Source organism: Achromobacter sp. D7-1 (assembly GCF_059760445.1).
On record NZ_JCBAMT010000010.1, the window covers coordinates 72,954 to 90,633 of the forward strand.

Sequence of the window (17,680 nt, forward strand, 5' to 3'; positions counted from 1 at the left end):
TTCAGTAGCCTAGATTTGCACGCATCAGTTCCGATAGAGAATTTCCATCACTGCCGGATTCACGGGCGCCGGCGGCACCGGGTAACGCGTGAGCGTCTGCTCAGGTATCCCCTCCCTCAGCTTTCCCAGCATGTCATCAGCGTCGAACTCCTGGCCGACCGGATTGGCGTCCATGGCGCCCGATTTGACGAACTCCATGAACTCCTCGATGGTTTTCTGGTTGTCGACCTGCATCTCCACGCGATTTCGATCGGGATCTTCGTAGTAGATGGACATGGTCGGTCCGTGATTGATGGTCAAGATTGGAACCACGCCCTTCGCCTTGAGCCTAGCGTAGGTTTCGAGCAGATCCGAAAGCGACTCGAACGTAAAAGCGATGTGCTCCAGGCCCACGACGCCAGAAGGCCGCTCAACCATACCGGGCACGCGCACGACAGCGAGCCGGTGGTGCTCGGAGTCGAACGTCATGAAGCACGTCATGTTGTCCCTGTGCGCCACAAACGCGCTTAGCAAGTCCTGATACCAATCGCACATTGCGTCGAACCGCGCATCGGAGCGCAAGACTACATGCGCCAGCTTCTTCGGCCGAATGCCTCCCGAAGCATGGGCGGGCGCGTTCGCCGTGGGGCAGGATTTATCAGAGTTCATTGCGATCTCCATCATTTTGAGAAAGTCTGTGCTCGCAGCCGCGGCCGAGCCGCCAGTTTTTGGATACTGCCGTACCGCCTCAATGGCGGCTTCGTGAAAGTTCTCGGCGTCCGCCCGGCCATGCCATAGCACGTGGCCGTCCGGCCGGACCAGAATGGCGCTTCCGGGAGAAAACTCTCGCATTCCCACTTTCCCCTCCCCGCTGACGCTCAAATGGACCAAGCCAATCCCCGCTTGCGCGAGCGCCTTCCGTCCAGATCCATCGCCTTCGCGCACACCGCAAAGCAGCAGCGTGTATTGATCCTTGCTATAAACATCCAGGCTGGACCGCCGGGGTGGCTCCACATCATCTAGCCAGACGTGAGGCAACCGCGTTCCCGTCCGCAGCACGGGCGCATATTCGCCCCCTGGACCGTGCGAGCGCGGGCCCTGCCCGACATAGCAATAGCCAATCTCCACTTCCAGCGCATCGAAATGCGGCCGTTGGGCAGCTATGGCAGCCTCGATCAACTGCCGCTTTGACATGCCCTGTCCGGAGTCGTCGTCCAAGCCAAACTCCTGGCGCACGGCAGGCGCACGCTGAACGACCGATGCATCGGCGGGAACCAGGAACTGCGCGCCAGTTGCGTTCTGCACCAGCAGCAACTTCTGGAAGTTCTCGACGCTGTGCGCGCAATTTCGAGCCGCCACGGGCGCTCGTTCTTTTCCATACGTGTCTAGCAACTCGTCGTCGGCCTTGCCTTTCAGCACCATCGCCAGTTTCCACGCCAGATTGTGTGCATCCTGCACACCCGTGTTCAATCCCAGCCCTCCCGTTGGCGGGAACCGGTGCGCGGAGTCACCGACAAGAAAGAACGGCCCTTGGCGAAACTCGGCGGCTACCTGCGCGCTCATGTTCCATGAACTTGTGCTGATCAGTTCCAGCTTGGCCTCCGAATCTCCGATCGCCCGCCGCGCCAGTTCGAGCATGACCTCTCCCGAGTAGTCCTCGCGCGCGGCATCGGGCGGCATCACACACATGAGCGCCCAAGTCTGATCCAGGTCGTAGGACACGAAAATTCCCGGCGCATCCTGATTGGCAATAAAGTGAACGGGACCAGTATCCTCGCCCAGGTAGCGGTTGAGGTCTCCCTTTAGATAGCAGGTAGCAAACCGCGCTATGGAGGGAGGTCCCTGCATGGCGATCCCAAGCGCCTTGCGCACCACACTGCTCGCCCCGTCGCAGGCCAGGACGTAGTCGAACGCTTCGGTACGTGTCCGGCCTTCAGGACCCTGCAAAGTTAGGATCCCTTTGGCGCCATTGATCGCAGCATCCAACACTTGCTGCCCGAACAGTACATCTCCGCCCATTGCGCGCAAGCGCTCCAGCAAGACCATGCCGAATACATGTTGCCCCATGTTCAGAGTACGAACCGGACTTGCTAGGCGCCGAAATGCCTTCTGCTCGGCGGTGCCTTCGATCATCAGACGTCCGAACCGCGTCCCCGCCAGTTCCGACGACCATGTCACGCACCGCAATCTCTCTTCCGGCGACGCCGCGGCGGCCATCTTTTCAAACAAATCCAGCTCTCGCAGTATCTCGCACGTGCGCGTATTCACCACATGCGCTTGCGGAAGAGCGGCGATTTCCACAGCCCGCTCGAATACCGTTGCCTCAATGCCTTTCTCGCGCAACAGAATTGCAGTAATCAGGCCAGCCGGCCCAGCGCCAACGATCGCGACTCTTTTTTTTTCGTTAGAAATGCTCATTGTCTCCACCTCAATCAAGAAACCGACAAAGAATCCAACAGACACGCGCCCATTAAGCGATGCGCGTGGCTTCTTCGAACGCCAATCTGGGCCCGCGCAGATAGTTCCCAGCAGGAGCGGACTCGGGATATCCGAGATTCACAAGGAAGTCAGATTTGAATCGGCCATCCGGGAAGAACTCCCGATCGAGCGCTTGCGAGTCGAAACCGCTCATGGGGCCTGCTCCAAGACCGATCATGCGTGCCGCTAGGATCAGATACGCGCCCTGCAGCGTTGCATTGCGCGTCGCTGTATCCCGTGCGAGTTGCTCATTCGACGAAAATAACTTTTCGGCGTTCGGCACGGCCGGAAACTGAACAGGCAGATGTTCGAAGAACTGACTGTCGCGGGCAATAATGGCGGTGACCGGTGCCAGCAGCGTCTTCTCGACATTGCCCTGCATGAGCGTCTTGGCCAACCTGGCCTTGGCCTCAGCGCTGCGCACGAAAACCACTCGCGCCGGCTGCGAGTTCATTGCGGTCGGCCCCCATTTATAGAGATCGTAGAGGCGTCGCAACACGGACTCGTCCACCTCGCGGCCCTGGAACTTGTTTGTCGTGCGCGCCGCTATGAACATCTGATCGGCGAAATTGTGTAGCGTGTTTGCAGTCACAAAATATCTCTTTCAAAGGTAATCAATACGGGGGCTGGATACCACCCCGTTCAGCAAGGATCAGATCGCAACCTGGCGCTGGCCTTTCAATCCCAACATGTCGCGGGCCTCTGCCGGCGTAGCGATCTCCAATCCCAACCGCTCGAGGACATCGCGAATCATGCCCACCTGTTCGGCGTTGGAGCGCGCCAGCTTGCCCGGGCCCACCGTCAGGGAATCCTCCAATCCGACACGTACATTCCCGCCCATCAGCGCTGCTTGCGTCACAAGCGGCATCTGATGGCGGCCTGCCCCAAGCACGGACCAACGGTAATCGTCGCCGAACAATTTGTCGGCAATCCGCTTCATATGTGTCAGGTTTTCGGGATCGGCGCCGATACCGCCCAGTATCCCGAAGACAAACTGGATAAATGGCGTCGTGACAAAGCCGCGGTCGACGAAATGCTTGAGCGTATAGAGATGCCCCACGTCGTAGCACTCGAACTCGAACCGGGTTCCCAGCGGCTTGGCCAGCCGCTCGAACAGCTGCTCGATATCACCGAAGGTGTTGCGGAAGATCGCATTGCGCGACGCTTCCAGGTACTCGGGCTCCCAGGCATGGCGCCACTCCTTCACTTTCTCCAGAATGGGAAAAAAGCCGAAGTTCAGCGAACCAACGTTGCACGAGGCCATTTCTGGTGAAAACGTCAATGCCGCTTCCAGACGTTGCTCCAGGCTCATTGTGTGCGCACCGCCGGTGGTAATGTTGATGACGGCATCGCATTGGGCATGGATGGGCTCCAGAAACTGCCGATACACCGCTGCACTCGGAGTTGGCTTTCCATCTGCGGGATCGCGCGCGTGCAAATGCAGAATGGCGGCGCCCGCTCGGGCAGCGGCGATGGCTTGCTCGGCGATTTCCATCGGCGTGACAGGCAGATGCGGCGACATCGTTGGCGTATGAATCGAACCTGTCACGGCGCACGTGATGATGACTTTTCTGGGCATAAGGGCTCGCATTGAAGGGTTGGGTATGCAGTTATCGGCCGCTCAGGACTTGGCGTCCGCGATCTGGATCGTCGGCTGCTTTCTTGGGGGGGCCGACCGCAGGAGAAAACACGCCAGCGCGGGCAGCAGCAGCAATGCGCCCAGCATGTTCCACAGAAACATGAACGCAAGGAGGATCCCCATGTCCGCCTGAAACTTGATCGGGCTGGCCACCCAGGTCACCACCCCAGCCGCCAGCGTCACACCAGTCAGCATCACGACCTTTCCGGTGAAGAGCAGCGCCCGGTAATAGGCTTCGGACAAGCTCATGCCTTCGCGCAACCGCGTCTGCAGAACCGACAGGATGTATAGGGCATAGTCCACGCCGATGCCAACGCCCAGCGCGATGACGGGCAGCGTGGCGACTTTCACGCCCATTCCCAGCGCGACCATCAGTGCCTCGGCCAGGAATGACGTCAGCACCAGCGGCAGCACCGCCACCGCCACCGCGCGCCACGACCGGAACGCCACATAGGCCAGCAGCACGACCGCGCCATAGACCAACCACAGCATCTTGCGCCAGGCGTCCTGCACCACGATGTTCGTGGCGGCATCGATCCCCGCCGAGCCCGCCGCCAGCAGGAACTGCACCTCCGACGTATTGTTGCGGCCAGCGAAGCGCTCAACATAGTCCACCACTTCCGACAACGTCCGCGCCTTGTGGTCCTTCAGGTACGCGTAGACAGTCAACAGGCTGCAGGCGTCGTTGTACAGGCCGCGCGGAGCGTTTGCTGTGATCGAGTTGATGCTGTCCTGACTGGGCATCAGTTCGTACCACTTAGGATTTCCCTCGTTCAGGCCAGTCAGCATGCGGCGGTTGAGCAAAGCCAGCGTATTGGTCGATTCCACGCCGTCCAGTTGGCGCAGTTGCCATTCCAGCTCATCCACTTTCTGCACCGTCTCAAGCCGAGTGCACTGCCCCTGCGGCGTGCGCACCATTACTGCCAGGACGTCGCTCGAGGCGCCATAGGCGGCATTGATGAATCGGATGTCGCGGTTATAGCGGCTATCGGGTCGTAATTCCGGTGCGCCAGGATCCACGTCGCCTATGGACAGTTGGGTACTGAGGGCTACTCCGAAAACAAGCGTTACGACCGCAACGGCAAGCGCCCCGCCAGCCCAAAGCGGTTGGGTGAATCTGTCCAGGAAGGACCACAGCGGCGCTCGGGCCTGCCCTGGTGGCGCGCCATCTGCCGTCCGTAGGCTGCGCGCCGCCGCCTTTTCGGCAACGCCGGTGTAGCTCAGCAATACAGGCAACAGAATTAGGTTGGTGAAAATCAGTGCAGCTACGCCAACCGACGCGGCTATCGCAAGCTCCCGAATCGCCTGAATATCGATTACCAGAAGCACGCCAAAGCCCACCGCATCGGCCAGCAACGCGGTCAGTCCAGCCAGAAACAGGCGTCGAAACGTGTAACGCGCGGCGACCAGACGGTGCGTGCCGCGGCCGATGTCTTGCATGATTCCGTTCATCTTCTGCGCCCCATGGCTCATGCCAATGGCGAACACCAGGAACGGAACCAAAATGGAATACGGATCGAGTGAGTACCCCAACAATGGCAGTAAGCCGAGCTGCCAGACTACGGCGATTAGCGAACTGGTCACCACCAACACGGTCGAGCGGACGCAACGCGTGTACCACAAGACCATACCGCCTGCGATCAGCACCGCGAACACGAAAAATCCCAATAGGTAGCGGACGCCTTCTATCATGTCCCCCGCAAGCTTGGCGAACCCTGTGATATGGATAGCCACGCCCTTGCGTTCGTACTTTTCGCGCAAATCCTCCAGCGCCTGCGAAACACGCCGGTAGTCTAAAGGTATGCCGTTGGTGTCCTTGTCGAGCAAGGGAACGAATATCAAGCTGGAGCGCGCGTCGAAGGCGACGATCTGGCCGATCTCTCCCGAACGGGCGACATTCGCGACCAGCCGCTGCAGACTGCCTGGAGAGCCGTCATAGCCATCAGGAATTACAGGGCCGCCCTCCAGACCGTCCTCGGTCACTGCAGTCCAGCGGGTGGCGGGCGTCCAGAGACTACGAAGCCCCTGCCGCGCGACGCCAGGCAGCAGATAGAGCTCATCATTGAGCTCGCGCAGGGTTTCAAGATACGTTGGATCGTAAATGGTTCCTCGGGGATTCTCCACCGCCACCCGGATAGCATTACCCAAACCGTAGAGCTGCTTCTCCAAACTCAGGAAATTCGCCACAAACGGATGCGATGTCGGGATGCTTTTCTCAAAACTCGCCGTCAACCGCAAATGGCTCGCCTGCCAGCCGAGAAGCAGCGTGACAAGCACGCACAGCGATACAACGATGCGCCGATGGTTGAACAGCGCGCGTTCGGCCCAGGATCCGGAAGTCGAGTCGAACTTGGACAGATCCCGCACAACTGGTAAGACAAAGGAGGAATCTGGATTCACGGACGCGCTCTCACAAAATCTATCGACTGCAGCGGCAGACGCACGACGCCTCCCGTACCATAGGCAAGCATTGCACCGTCCGGCAATGACATCGCCCCCGATAAGGGCGGTAGCGACGGCGCAGCGAGCGGCACCATAGCGAGGCCATCTCGGCTGGCGAACACTTGCCCCGCCTGACTCGCAATCAGAACCGTCCCATCATCCTTAGGAGCCACCGCCAGCAGCGACATGGGTGGCGCACCCATGATGCGGGACCAAGTCTGGCCGTCGTCCTGAGAATAAAAGGCATTGCCCCGCAGGCCGACCGCAACCAGCCCATTGCGAGAAAGCGCCAGGCCGAACCAGCTTCCTTCATACGGACTAGACACGACTTGAAATGTGTGGCCACTGTCCTGAGATCGTCGCATCAGCCCCTGCTCTCCCGCGATAAACACGTCCCTGCCATGGGCACGGACGGCATAAAGGTGCAGCCCGCCTAGGTTTTCCATCCTGTCCATGGCTTGGAGCCACGTCACGCCGCCGTCGCGTGTTTCGAAAAACAATCCGTAGGCACCCACCACGTAGCCGTGCGTCGCGTCGACAAAGTTCAGATCGAGAAAGGGACTGTTGTCAGCATTTTGGACGAGCGCCACAGCCGCCTTCAGTTGTCTTGCCGCCGCCTCGTCTTGCGGATAGTTGCGCACGCGCAGATTCGCAGCCTCAAGCGCGGCGCGCGCCAGCCTGCGGCCGTCCGTCACGAGCGTCCAGGTTTCTCCGCTGTCTATGGTGCGCAGGATGACGCCACCGTGTCCCACGGCCCATCCCTCACGGACGCTCACAAACTGCACTGCGGTTAGAGTCACACTCACGGGAACCTGGCGCGCCTGGCGCCAATGCAAGCCGCCGTCATCGGACAAGGCGACGATTCCCCGCTCGCCCACCACGACTACGCGGTCGCCCGCAAGCGCCGCAGCCTGCAGTGCGCTCCGCTCCAACGTCTTGACCGGCAATGCCGGCCGGTTCAACGCAGGAAATGCCGGCTCAGCGTGGACTCCAGCGGCGACCAGCGCCGCAAACCCCAGCATGATGGCACTCCGCCAATAGCTTTTTTTGTTCATCATGGTCCACGCATCGCCTGTCAAGCCGAGGCCGACCGCGTCAGCGCACTCCCTCTGCAGCCATTGCGTCAGGCGTGAACATGGCGTCGCGGAACTGCGATGACTTCGGCACATACATGCCACGCCGCTCGTTGGCGAAACCCGTCACATAAGATGCGCCGTTAGTCAGGTCGTACACGCCCCAATTGACCTGTTCGGTCGCAGGGATATCCGACATCACCATGGGCAGCGCGAACGGCACGCGCGACAGTTGGCCGCTGGCGTCGTACCGTTCCGCAATGACAGCATTCCAACTATCTTCGTCAATGTAGTAGCGGCTCTTCGGCGAGGTATGGCGTTCGCCCTTCTTCAGTTCAGCCTCCACGATCCACACGCGATGGCGTTCCCATCGGACGTAGTCCGGATTGATGTGCTGAGGACTCAAGAGCTCGCGGTCCGTGGCTGGCTGCATGATCCTGTTGGCGTTGTACGGGATGTACATTTCCTTCTTGCCAACCAGCTTCCAATCGAACCGGTCCAGACGGCCCGTGAACACGCCCACTTCGTCGAAACTGGCGATTCCGGCCGAGAACGGCGTCGGCGTGTCACAGCACGAATTCGGCAGTTTCCGGACGCGGCGCTGTCCGGTCAGATACACCCAGGTGGTGGATCTGGACTCGTCCAGGTTCATGCGCCCGGTGATGGCCTCTCCGGCGCGGATGGCCGGCCCCTTCGTCAACGAGCGAATCATGTAGTACTCGTTGTTGAACTTGTCCGGCGCTTGCGCGTAATACGGCATCCACATGGAGTTTTCCGCATCGAGCACATTGATCCATGTCCCGTCTGACGTCAGTTGATACCCCTTGGCTTCGAAGTACCAGGCATCGCCACGCCAGCGCAATTGATGGTTCCACATGACCTCGATACCTGATTTGGGAATCGGGAATGGGATGCCACCATAGGCGCCTTCCGGGAACTGTCCAGCGGCACCATCCTTGAGGTTCGCGTTGATGGCATTCCGCGCCGTGTTGTCGTAGACCCATTGCGGCGCGATCGCCGTCCGGTGAGTCTTGTATACATCGATGCGAAATGTCTCGGGGTACTTCTTCAGCAGCGCCTTGGTCCCCTCCGTCAGTTGATCCGAGTACTGAGCCATATTCTTGGCGTCCACCGAGAACAGCGGCTTCTCGTCGCTAAATGGATCGCGCCTGCGTCCCTGCTCGATATCAGCATTTGGAGTGGGCACGCCAGTCCAGGCGGGAATGCTCCCGTCCTGGTTGCCCGCCCGTTCCGCGCCCAGCGGCGTCAGCGTGCTCTTGAGCTGTGCCGCCTCCTGCTCGGAAGCGGCAGCGAACGAAGCGCCGTCGGCTAGCGACAGCACCAGTATCATCGCGGATTTGAACTGCATCGACTTCATGGTGTATCTCCAATTAGAAGGAATAGCGCAGAGAGGCGGCAATAAAGTCACGGTCTTTAAGGGACTGCTGCCAACCGAACGATCCATCTGTGCTCATGAACGTTGAGGAGGGCCCGTAGTAATGCGTGTAGGCCAGCGTGAATCGCCAGACGTCGCGGAAGCTAGCGTTAATGCCGATGTTCATGTCGCCGCCTCCCGCGGGCGTCCAGGCCGACGGGCTTCCTGCTGCCAGAGGGCGGGACCCCGCCGGCGCCCAGCTCATGCCTATCGGCACGCTGATATCGACCCCGGGAAACACGTTGCGGTACATGGGCTCAAGCACAAAGCGGATCTGAAAACCGTCGCGGGTTCCCCTGGCATCGGCGGCATCCGGATTTTTCGTGATCTTCATCACCCGGTTCCAGGCGGCCTCTGCCGTCAGGTTCGCCTCGCGCCACAGCGAAGTTGCAGGCAAGGAGGCGATCGTGGAAACGTTGATGTGCGCGGTATCGCCCACGGCATATGCTGGATTGCCGCGGTTGTTGCTGCTTGGCGCATCAGTGAAGGCACTGGTGTCGACGCCGCGGTTGGTGGCGAGGTCCTGGTTGTGCCGTATCGAGCCTTCAATGGCGATGTTGAAGTTGTCGAACGTCCTGCTCGCGCTGGCGCCGAAGGCGGTGATCGCTTCTTGATAGGCCAGGTAGTACCCCGAAGGCGTCGGCCCCTGTGCCGTCATGCCCAGGACGGGGATGACCTGCGGCGTCTTACTGTGATAGCGGATTGCGAAGAGGCTATAGTCGGTTTCGTCCCCACGCATCTTCAATTGCAGGCCGCCCTGGCCAGAGTTTCTTCCTCGAGCATCGGCAAGCCGCCGAGCCGGCGGCACGCCTGGACCTAGAAGCATGTTTTCGCTGCCGGCCGCGATATCGTTGTCCGAAAAGTAAGTACCCGCGAACGGCACTCTGCTGGCTGCCCACTGAAACTGGTAGTAGGCACCCACCGATAGTTGCGGCCCTAGCTGGATCTGCCCTGAAATCTGGGGTACCGGTCGGATCGCCTCCTTGAATGGTGTCCCCGGCACGGAAGCGAGCTTCACCGCGTCTATCGGCATCTGCCCCCCTGCAACGGCATTGCCGCCGAAGAACAGGCTCTCGCCCCAGATCAGCGAATGCTTACCCGCGCGCACGGTCGCAGTGCCGTTCTCCAGATCGAACTTGCCGAACAGAAAAGCATCTAGCAGTTCGACGTTGCGCCCTTGGTTGACGCGCGCCGCATGGGTGAAACGGTTGTACGGAACGGAAGTCTGGTTCGGGAATGCCCCGCCGCCAAACCCTGGGTTGTCGTTCGATTCGTTGTAGATGCTGTCGTAGTAAGCCGCCCCGCTCAGACGCATGCCGAAGCGACGCTGCCACATGACGTCCATCTCGCTGTACACATCCATCCGGTTCGAGATCAGCCCGGGCCCGAAGTTGCGGTCGCCGTCGTCATTGTTCGGATTGGAAAGCAGCGCAGGCGACGCAGATTTCAAACGGAAGGCATTGCTGTACTTGACGGTCGTATCCCAACGCGCCGTCACGTCGGGATTTCCAACATCAATTTCGAATCCTTGCGCGGGCAAGGCCAACACGGCGCCCACGGCCAATGCCCCTCCTTGGAACGCGCCAAGGCGTCGGCATGCACGGCGATTGGTCGCCGCCAGCGTTTTGTGTCCCATTTGTCTCCTCTATCGCGCCGCTCGGACGCGTGACCGCTTTCCGCAGCCTTTTCAAGGCGCTCTACATCGCCTTTTTTCGCCGCCGCATGCTCTGGAAGCAAAAATCCAGAACCACATACGATCAACGTTTTTATATGGTAAATATCTTTTTATGGATTGTCAACATAAAAAATCGATAAAAATGAATAGCATGCATTTTCTGCATGTGAGGCGAGGCGATGCTCCTGACGTGCAGGCACGCGCCCCTGCGCCAGGGCACATGAGATCAACGGAAAGCGAATGGGATAGAGGAAGCTTACGAAGCAGTGCAACCACACCAGACATGGGTTGCATTGAACGATTGAACGTCCGGACAGCCTTGCGGCGACCTGAGATCGATATCAGGACGCGGCCAGCGCGCCTCAGCGTGTCAGGGTTGGGCGCGCCTTGCGGATTTCTCGCGGGTCAGCGCCTCGCGAGAAGGAAATGCCTGGTCGAATGCCAAGAGCGCCAGTTCGGCTGATTTGCCGAAATGCTCCGCGATTAGCTTTTGCGCGAGCGAAGCGTCCCTGGCAATGACCGCGTCGACGAGTTGCTTGTGCTCGGCCAGCGTGTCCCTGTCCTCGAGCTTGGTATTGCGCAGGGAAAGGTTGTGGTAGCGTGCCAATTTTTCGCGCACCAACCGGCAAAGCTGCAGGGTCGTGGGTGACTCACACCCCGCGAGCAGCGCTTCGTGGAACGCTGAGTGGGCGATCAGCCAGTCGTCAAACAATTCCGGCGAGGTAGGAATCTTCGTCTTGGACAACCGGTGATAGCTGCTGACGACGTTGGACTCCCAGTCAAGCCCGCCCCGTTCGATCGCGCGGCGCACCGCGATGCAGTCGAGATCAATCCGCGTTTGGGTAAGGTCCTGCAGCTCCTCGCGCGACACTGGCGCCACGCGGAAGCCACGCTGCTCCTGGAACTCAACGAGTCCGTCACTCGTAAGGCGCGACAACGCCTCGCGGATAGCGGTAGCTCCGATCTCGTAGCGTATGCCCAGCGCCTGTATCCGCAAGCGCTGCTCGGGTAACAAAGCCCCCGTGACGATGTCCGCCCGCAAACGCTGGAACGCCAGCGTCGTCAGGCTGCTGGACGAAGACGAAGACAGCTCGGCAGTCCCCATATATGTACGGCTTGGATTTGCGGCGCGCACAAGGCGCGCCGACGGTTGCGAGACCGCCGAATAGCGGCGGCACGAACTATCGCTTATCTAACATTTAATGTCAATAAAACAATATTATGGTTTTTCGTTAAAATAAATCGATAAATTCGAATGCCAGATCAGAACCCGTATCACACGCACCTGGCTGCTCACCCTGCCTAGCGAGCGCCGACCGCCGCCTGCTCAAATTCCTGCTGTGGGTCGAAAATCATCGCGATGCGCCGTTCGCGAATGCGCCAGCCCGCCGGCGTGAACACGTACGTATCGTGGTAGTCCGCAACGATGGGCGCTGGCGTGGGCAAGCCCCCGCGCGCGGCATCCGCGCCGAACGCCTTGAAGCAAACCACATAGCAAATGCCGGTGGCGCTACCGTCGTCGTTCAGCGTTACGCTGATATTGCTGCAGCAATGCCGAGTCACCATCGATGGCCTGGCGTTCAATGACGCAAGGATCGCCTCCCTTCCGCGCACTACCTCCCCGGTGGGCGCCACAATGACGGCATCCGCCGTAAAAACGTCCACGACGCGCTGGTATTCACCGGCGTCCAGAGCATTAGCGAACTCAATGCATAGGCGGGCGCAGGATGTCTCGAAACCAGTTTGACCAGGGGCCGACGCGGAGCGGTCGTTCAATTCATTGCCTTGCGTTGGGTGCGATAGAGACTTCATTGTTTTTCCTTAGCGTGCTACGGCCGGGTGAAGGCACCCGACCTTGAAAGTGGAGATCCGTTGCCTGCGCGCTTGCGTCGCGTCCGACACCGAGCACCGGGCAACACCTTGCATCGGGTTGTCAGCCACCGCCCCGAGACGAGGCAGGCGCAATGACAAAAGCGTCGCTGAAGAAGGCCGCCGCGGGCAGACCTCTCTCTGTTGCAAACGCGGTTCGCGCAGCATCGATCATTAACGGATTTCCGCAGGCGTAAACCTCATATCCGACCAGATCCTGGAAGTCCTGCAATACGGCCTCGTGAACCATGCCGGCCCTGCCACTCCAGTCGCCGCCAGGCTCCGACAAGACAGGCACGAAACGTAGACTCCCGTATCGGCCACAAAGCTCCGCAGCTTCGTCCCAGGCATAAATGTCTTCCTGCCGGCGCCCCCCCCAGTACAGGGTTGCGCCTCTTGCAGCCAGCTCCGCGCCGTGCGATTTCAGCATTGCCGCGATGGGTGCATAGCCCGTGCCGGAAGCCAGGAGAATGACTGGGAGATTGGACTGGGAGAGGTGGAAGCTGCCGAACGGCCCCTCCACCCGCAGCAGGTCGCGCGTTTTGAGCGTGTCGTAGACATGCTGGGAAAATCGCCCTCCCGGCATGGCACGCACGTGCCACTCGATGACTCCCGCCCCGTCCGGCGCATTGGCCATCGAATAGCTGCGACGCGACCCGTCGCGCAGAATGACGTCGACATACTGGCCTGCGGCAAAGCTGAACTCCGCTGCGGCCGGCGCTTGCAGCCTCACGACCGCGACATCGGACCCGACACGGCTATTCGAAACGACGCGAGCGCCGAACTGCGTAATTCTTCTCCCCGGCTCAGCCGACACTTCCGGCGCGTCGATCACGACATCGCCATCCGGAGCCGCCATGCAGGTTAGGCAGTAGCCAGGCCCGAGGCCCACCGGCTCGAAGCCGGCGGGATAAGCAACCGATCCCTCCAATAGCCGAGCCGCGCAGGCCTGGCATTCTCCACGCCTGCAGCTATGCCTCGGAAAATAGCCGGCGGCCATCGCGGCATCCAGGATCGTCATCCCTGGCGGACATGCCAGCGTCGCGCCTGCCGGCACGAAAGTCACCCGGTGCGCGCCTGGATCGCCCGCATCCGGTATTGGTTGGTGCGTCGCCATGACGCTACGCGGCCCGCGCTTTCAGGTCGAGCGCCACGTCGACGATCATGTCCTCCTGACCGCCCACCATTCGACGCCGGCCCAGCTCGACCAGAATATCGACAGTCTTCAGACCGTACTTCCGCGCCGCAGCCTCCGCATGCAACAGAAAGCTGGAATAGACTCCGGCATAGCCGAGCGCCAAGGTTTCGCGGTCCACCCGCACCGGCCTGCCTTGCAGGGGCCGCACGATATCGTCGGCAGCATCCATCAAGCGATAGAGTTCAGTGCCGTGATTCCAACCCAGGCGATCAGCTGCGGCAATGAAGACCTCGAGCGGCGCGTTGCCCGCGCCAGCCCCCATTCCTGCCAGACTCGCGTCAATGCGGTCGCACCCTTCCTCCACCGCGACGATTGAATTGGCCACGCCCAGACTCAGATTGTGGTGCGCATGCATGCCGGTCTGGGTGCGCGCATCGAGCACATCCTTGAATGCCCGGAAGCGGTCACGTACGCCATCCATGGTCAGGGCGCCCCCGGAGTCCACCACGTAGACGCAGTCAGCGCCATAGCTTTCCATCAACTTGGCCTGCCGGGCGAGGCTCTCAGCCGTCGTCATGTGGCTCATCATCAGGAAACCGACGGCGTCCATTCCGAGTTCTCGCGCGTATCCGATATGTTGGCGCGAGATGTCGGCCTCCGTGCAATGCGTGGCTACGCGCAGTACCCGAGCGCCAGCGTCATAAGCCGCACGTATGTCGTGAATGGTGCCTATGCCGGGCAACATCAAGGTGGCCACTTTGGCATACGAGACAACTTCGGCCGCCGCCGCAATCCACTCCAAGTCTGTATGCGCGCCGAAGCCGTAATTGAACGACGACCCTAGCAGGCCGTCGCCATGCGCCACCTCGATCGAGTCCACCCGCGCGGCGTCAAGCGCCTGCGCGATCAGCTTGACCTGCGCGATGCTGTATTGATGGCGGATGGCATGTGAGCCGTCACGCAGCGTCACGTCGGAAATATAGAGCTTTCGATTCATTACTTGGTCCCTGCAAATCAGGCAAGCGCGGCGGACGCGGCCAACTCGCGTCCGGCAAGTTTCTCGGCGGCCGCGAGCGCGGCCGATGTCATGATGTCGAGGTTGCCCGCATACGCGGGCAAGTAATGCGCAGCCCCCTCCACTTCCAGGAACACTGAAGTCTTCAACCCGGCCATCATGCCGATTCCTGGCACATTAAGCGGGTGGCGCTCGTCGAACGTCTCGAACTGCACCCGTTGTTTGAGGCGATACCCTGGCACGTAGGCCTGGACGCGCGCGACCATCTGGTCAATTGCGGACTCGATTCGCGCCGTGTCCGCAAGCGCGGACAAGGTATAGACGGTGTCGCGCATCAGCAGCGGAGGCTCGGCGGGATTCAGTACGATAATGGCTTTGCCCTTCCGTGCGCCCCCGACGGCCTCCAAAGCTCTCGAGGTCGTTTCGGTGAATTCGTCGATGTTGGCGCGCGTGCCGGGCCCGGCCGAGCGGCTGGAAATCGAAGCGACAATTTCGGCATAGTGCACGGGTGCAACCGCCGCGATGGCCGCCACGACAGGGATCGTCGCCTGGCCGCCGCAGGTAACCATGTTGACATTCAAGGCGTCCAGCTGCGCATCCAGGTTGACTACCGGAACGCAGTACGGGCCTATGGCCGCCGGCGTGAGGTCAACCATCCGGATGCCCGGTTTGCGCGCGCGAAGCACTCTGTCGTTTTCGGCATGGGCTGCTGCCGACGTGGCATCGAAGATAATGCCTATATCGGCGAACTCCGCCATCCCGGCCAAACCGGCCGCGCCAGTCGCGCAGGTGGCCACGCCCAGGCCAGCGGCACGACTGAGGCCATCCGAGGCAGGATCTATCCCGACCATGACCCCCATCTCAAGATGACGGCCGGTACGGAGTATCTTTATCATCAGGTCGGTTCCGATGTTTCCGGAGCCGATAATGGCGGCTTTGATTTTTCGTGTCATGGTGAATTCCTGTATTGGGAAACGTCATCGCGCCTGGCGCGGCTGAATAGCGGAGCCTTGATCGGAAAAGAGTTGCGGTACATCCTTGGGCCGTCCATCCATCAGGCTCGCTCGTCGACGTACCTCTTGTCGGAGATCTCCCTTACCCGCTATCGCGGTGGGAACTCCGTGCTCCGGTCAGTCAGTCTGGCAACTCACCGTCCCAAGTCCACCCACCTCCAGATGCAGGCTGGCGCCTGGCGTAATCGGCACCATCGGCCCGAGCGCACCGGACAACACCACGTCGCCGGCGCGCAGCGTCTCGCCCAGCTCGGCCATCTTGCTTGCGAGCCACCAGGCAGCGTGCAGAGGATGCCCCAGGCAGGCCGCGCCGGATCCTTCGGACATGGTCGCGCCGCCAAGTTGAAAGCGCATGGAACAGTCGCGCAGCGACAGGTCCGTCAGACGCCTGGGATCCGTGCCCAGCACATATAGGCCGCATGATGCATTGTCAGCCACGGTGTCCGCCAGGGTGATGCGCCAATCGCGGATGGCACTGTCGACGATCTCGATCGCCGGCAGGACGTACTCGATGGAATTCAGGAAACGTCCCCAGGTGAGGCCTGGCCCCAGATCACGGCCAAGCACCATCGCCACCTCGCCTTCCGCCTTGGGCTGCATCAAGGTGCTCACGGGTACATTGGCGCCCGACACATACTCCATATCGGCAAACAGCACACCATAGTCCGGTTGATCGACGCCTAGCTGCCGCTGCACGACCTCAGACGTCAGGCCGATTTTTCTGCCGCTGATCAGACGGCCTTCGTTCAGCGCCCGCCGCGTATTGACCGCGGCAACTTCGTATGCCGCAAGCGGACCTTCGATGCCGAAGGTCTCCGATATTGGAGCAATCACCCTTCGACTGCGACGCGCCTCGTGAAGCGCGTCAGCCGCGCGGTGCACAGGACTACTATCCATACCTATTCCCCTTCTCTTCAAGTTGCCTATCGCCCATGTCTGACCGCAGCGGCTGGCCACGACGCTCCATCAGGGCCAAAGCGGTGTCCGCCCCATGGCGCAACGCCGCCATATATCCCGTCTCCAAGTCGGCGACTACTTCCGAGACCGTCGCCACCGCATCGACGGCTCCCACGCCGTGCCCTGCCGACCACACGTTTTTCCAGGCTTTCGGCGCGGCGATGATGTGACCGGAAAAATCGATCTTTTTTTCCTCTTTCAGCTGTTCGCGCGTGAATCCCGCAGCGGCAAGGGTCGGCTTAAGCCAGTTCGCCTGCACGCCGGAAACCGCGCTGGACAGTTGCAGGTCCTCCATGCCGCAGCTCACCAGCAGCTCCTTATAGGCCGGCAACGCCATGCTCTCGCGGGTCGCTATCAGCCGAGTTCCCACCACAACGAAGTCCGCCCCGAGCAATTTCGCCGCGTGGATATGCAAGCCACTGGAGATGGCACCCGCCAGACCGACGGGGCCATCCCAAAAGCGGCGGACCTCTTCAAGGAAGGAGAACGGGTGAAAGCTTCCGGTGTGTCCGCCTGCCCCACTGGTCACTAGCACCAAACCGTCTACGCCACCGTCGATGGCTTTGCGCGCCAGCGTCGGCGTAATCACGTCGGCCATCACCATGCCGCCATACTCGTGCACGGAATCCAGCACACGCCGGGGATTGCCTAGCGCGGTGGTGACGATGTTCGGACGATGCCGCCGAACCAGCGCCATTTCGGCGTCGAACCGGTCATAGCTGCTGTGCACGATCAGGTTGAGGGCCCATGCCGCGCCGCAATCGGCCGCGTGCGCGCTTATCCGTGCCAGGGCAGCGTCGAGCGCGTCTACATCGCGTGAATTGGACGCGGCATACGTTCCGACAATGCCCGCGCTGAGGCTCGCGCAGACCAGTTCCGGACCGGACACCAGAAACATGGGCGCAGCCATTACGGGCAGGCGGGCGTCTGCAAAGATCCGTCGCAATGCGGAGTGGGCGCCGGCTCG

Annotated in this window: 14 protein-coding genes; all 14 read right to left on the reverse strand. The window is 60.8% G+C overall.

Annotated elements, in window-relative coordinates; genetic code table 11:
• Window positions 1-24: 24 nt before the first annotated feature.
• The gene (locus tag AC6LKD_RS06795; protein ID WP_498115617.1) at window positions 25-2,397 is read right to left on the reverse strand and encodes an FAD-dependent monooxygenase; all 2,373 of its coding nucleotides are present in this window, start codon (window positions 2,395-2,397) and stop codon (window positions 25-27) included.
• 52 nt (window positions 2,398-2,449) lie between these two features.
• The gene (locus AC6LKD_RS06800) at window positions 2,450-3,049 is read right to left on the reverse strand and encodes a malonic semialdehyde reductase (RefSeq protein ID WP_498115618.1); all 600 of its coding nucleotides are present in this window, start codon (window positions 3,047-3,049) and stop codon (window positions 2,450-2,452) included.
• A 60-nt stretch (window positions 3,050-3,109) separates the two neighbouring features.
• On the reverse strand, window positions 3,110-4,036 hold the full coding sequence (kce, locus tag AC6LKD_RS06805) for a 3,5-dioxohexanoate:acetyl-CoA acetone transferase (RefSeq protein WP_498115619.1): 927 nt from the start codon (window positions 4,034-4,036) through the stop codon (window positions 3,110-3,112).
• A 42-nt stretch (window positions 4,037-4,078) separates the two neighbouring features.
• The gene (locus AC6LKD_RS06810; RefSeq protein WP_498115620.1) at window positions 4,079-6,496 is read right to left on the reverse strand and encodes an efflux RND transporter permease subunit; all 2,418 of its coding nucleotides are present in this window, start codon (window positions 6,494-6,496) and stop codon (window positions 4,079-4,081) included.
• On the reverse strand, window positions 6,493-7,596 hold the full coding sequence (locus tag AC6LKD_RS06815; RefSeq protein WP_498115621.1) for a WD40/YVTN/BNR-like repeat-containing protein: 1,104 nt from the start codon (window positions 7,594-7,596) through the stop codon (window positions 6,493-6,495). Before AC6LKD_RS06815 ends, AC6LKD_RS06810 begins: the two co-directional genes overlap by 4 nt.
• A 37-nt stretch (window positions 7,597-7,633) precedes the next feature.
• Window positions 7,634-8,989: a DUF1329 domain-containing protein gene (locus tag AC6LKD_RS06820; RefSeq protein WP_498115622.1), complete on the reverse strand. Its 1,356-nt coding sequence runs from the start codon at window positions 8,987-8,989 to the stop codon at window positions 7,634-7,636.
• Between the two features lie 13 nt (window positions 8,990-9,002).
• Complete coding sequence (locus AC6LKD_RS06825) at window positions 9,003-10,682, reverse strand: DUF1302 domain-containing protein (RefSeq protein ID WP_498115623.1); 1,680 nt, start codon at window positions 10,680-10,682, stop codon at window positions 9,003-9,005.
• A gap of 409 nt (window positions 10,683-11,091) precedes the next feature.
• Window positions 11,092-11,826, reverse strand: a complete 735-nt coding sequence (locus AC6LKD_RS06830; RefSeq protein WP_498115624.1) for an FCD domain-containing protein — start codon at window positions 11,824-11,826, stop codon at window positions 11,092-11,094.
• Window positions 11,827-12,023: 197 nt separating this feature from the next.
• Window positions 12,024-12,533: a nuclear transport factor 2 family protein gene (locus AC6LKD_RS06835; protein ID WP_498115625.1), complete on the reverse strand. Its 510-nt coding sequence runs from the start codon at window positions 12,531-12,533 to the stop codon at window positions 12,024-12,026.
• A gap of 121 nt (window positions 12,534-12,654) precedes the next feature.
• Entirely contained in the window at window positions 12,655-13,707 is a 1,053-nt protein-coding gene (locus AC6LKD_RS06840; protein ID WP_498115626.1) for an FAD-binding oxidoreductase, read from the reverse strand.
• A 4-nt stretch (window positions 13,708-13,711) separates the two neighbouring features.
• Window positions 13,712-14,725 (reverse strand): 4-hydroxy-2-oxovalerate aldolase, encoded by a 1,014-nt coding sequence (gene dmpG / locus AC6LKD_RS06845; protein WP_498115627.1) that lies wholly within the window; start codon window positions 14,723-14,725, stop codon window positions 13,712-13,714.
• A 17-nt stretch (window positions 14,726-14,742) separates the two neighbouring features.
• Entirely contained in the window at window positions 14,743-15,696 is a 954-nt protein-coding gene (locus AC6LKD_RS06850; RefSeq protein WP_498115628.1) for an acetaldehyde dehydrogenase (acetylating), read from the reverse strand.
• 177 nt (window positions 15,697-15,873) lie between these two features.
• On the reverse strand, window positions 15,874-16,653 hold the full coding sequence (locus AC6LKD_RS06855; protein ID WP_498115629.1) for a 2-keto-4-pentenoate hydratase: 780 nt from the start codon (window positions 16,651-16,653) through the stop codon (window positions 15,874-15,876).
• A complete protein-coding gene (locus AC6LKD_RS06860) occupies window positions 16,646-17,611 on the reverse strand; it encodes an NAD(P)H-dependent flavin oxidoreductase (protein WP_498115630.1) in 966 nt (321 codons plus the stop codon). The genes AC6LKD_RS06855 and AC6LKD_RS06860 overlap by 8 nt, the downstream gene beginning before the upstream one ends.
• Between the last annotated feature and the right edge of the window lie 69 nt (window positions 17,612-17,680).

Bases quoted from the DNA above. Each gene is read 5' to 3' on its own strand.
- AC6LKD_RS06795 (WP_498115617.1), bottom strand. From the start codon at position 2,397: ATGAGCATTTCTAACGAAAAAAAAAGAGTCGCGATCGTTGGCGCTGGG.
- kce (WP_498115619.1), bottom strand. From the start codon at position 4,036: ATGCCCAGAAAAGTCATCATCACGTGCGCCGTGACAGGTTCGATTCAT.
- AC6LKD_RS06815 (WP_498115621.1), bottom strand. From the start codon at position 7,596: ATGATGAACAAAAAAAGCTATTGGCGGAGTGCCATCATGCTGGGGTTT.
- AC6LKD_RS06820 (WP_498115622.1), bottom strand. From the start codon at position 8,989: ATGAAGTCGATGCAGTTCAAATCCGCGATGATACTGGTGCTGTCGCTA.
- AC6LKD_RS06825 (WP_498115623.1), bottom strand. From the start codon at position 10,682: ATGGGACACAAAACGCTGGCGGCGACCAATCGCCGTGCATGCCGACGC.
- AC6LKD_RS06830 (WP_498115624.1), bottom strand. From the start codon at position 11,826: ATGGGGACTGCCGAGCTGTCTTCGTCTTCGTCCAGCAGCCTGACGACG.
- AC6LKD_RS06835 (WP_498115625.1), bottom strand. From the start codon at position 12,533: ATGAAGTCTCTATCGCACCCAACGCAAGGCAATGAATTGAACGACCGC.
- AC6LKD_RS06840 (WP_498115626.1), bottom strand. From the start codon at position 13,707: ATGGCGACGCACCAACCAATACCGGATGCGGGCGATCCAGGCGCGCAC.
- dmpG (WP_498115627.1), bottom strand. From the start codon at position 14,725: ATGAATCGAAAGCTCTATATTTCCGACGTGACGCTGCGTGACGGCTCA.
- AC6LKD_RS06850 (WP_498115628.1), bottom strand. From the start codon at position 15,696: ATGACACGAAAAATCAAAGCCGCCATTATCGGCTCCGGAAACATCGGA.
- AC6LKD_RS06855 (WP_498115629.1), bottom strand. From the start codon at position 16,653: ATGGATAGTAGTCCTGTGCACCGCGCGGCTGACGCGCTTCACGAGGCG.
- AC6LKD_RS06860 (WP_498115630.1), bottom strand. From the start codon at position 17,611: ATGTTTCTGGTGTCCGGTCCGGAACTGGTCTGCGCGAGCCTCAGCGCG.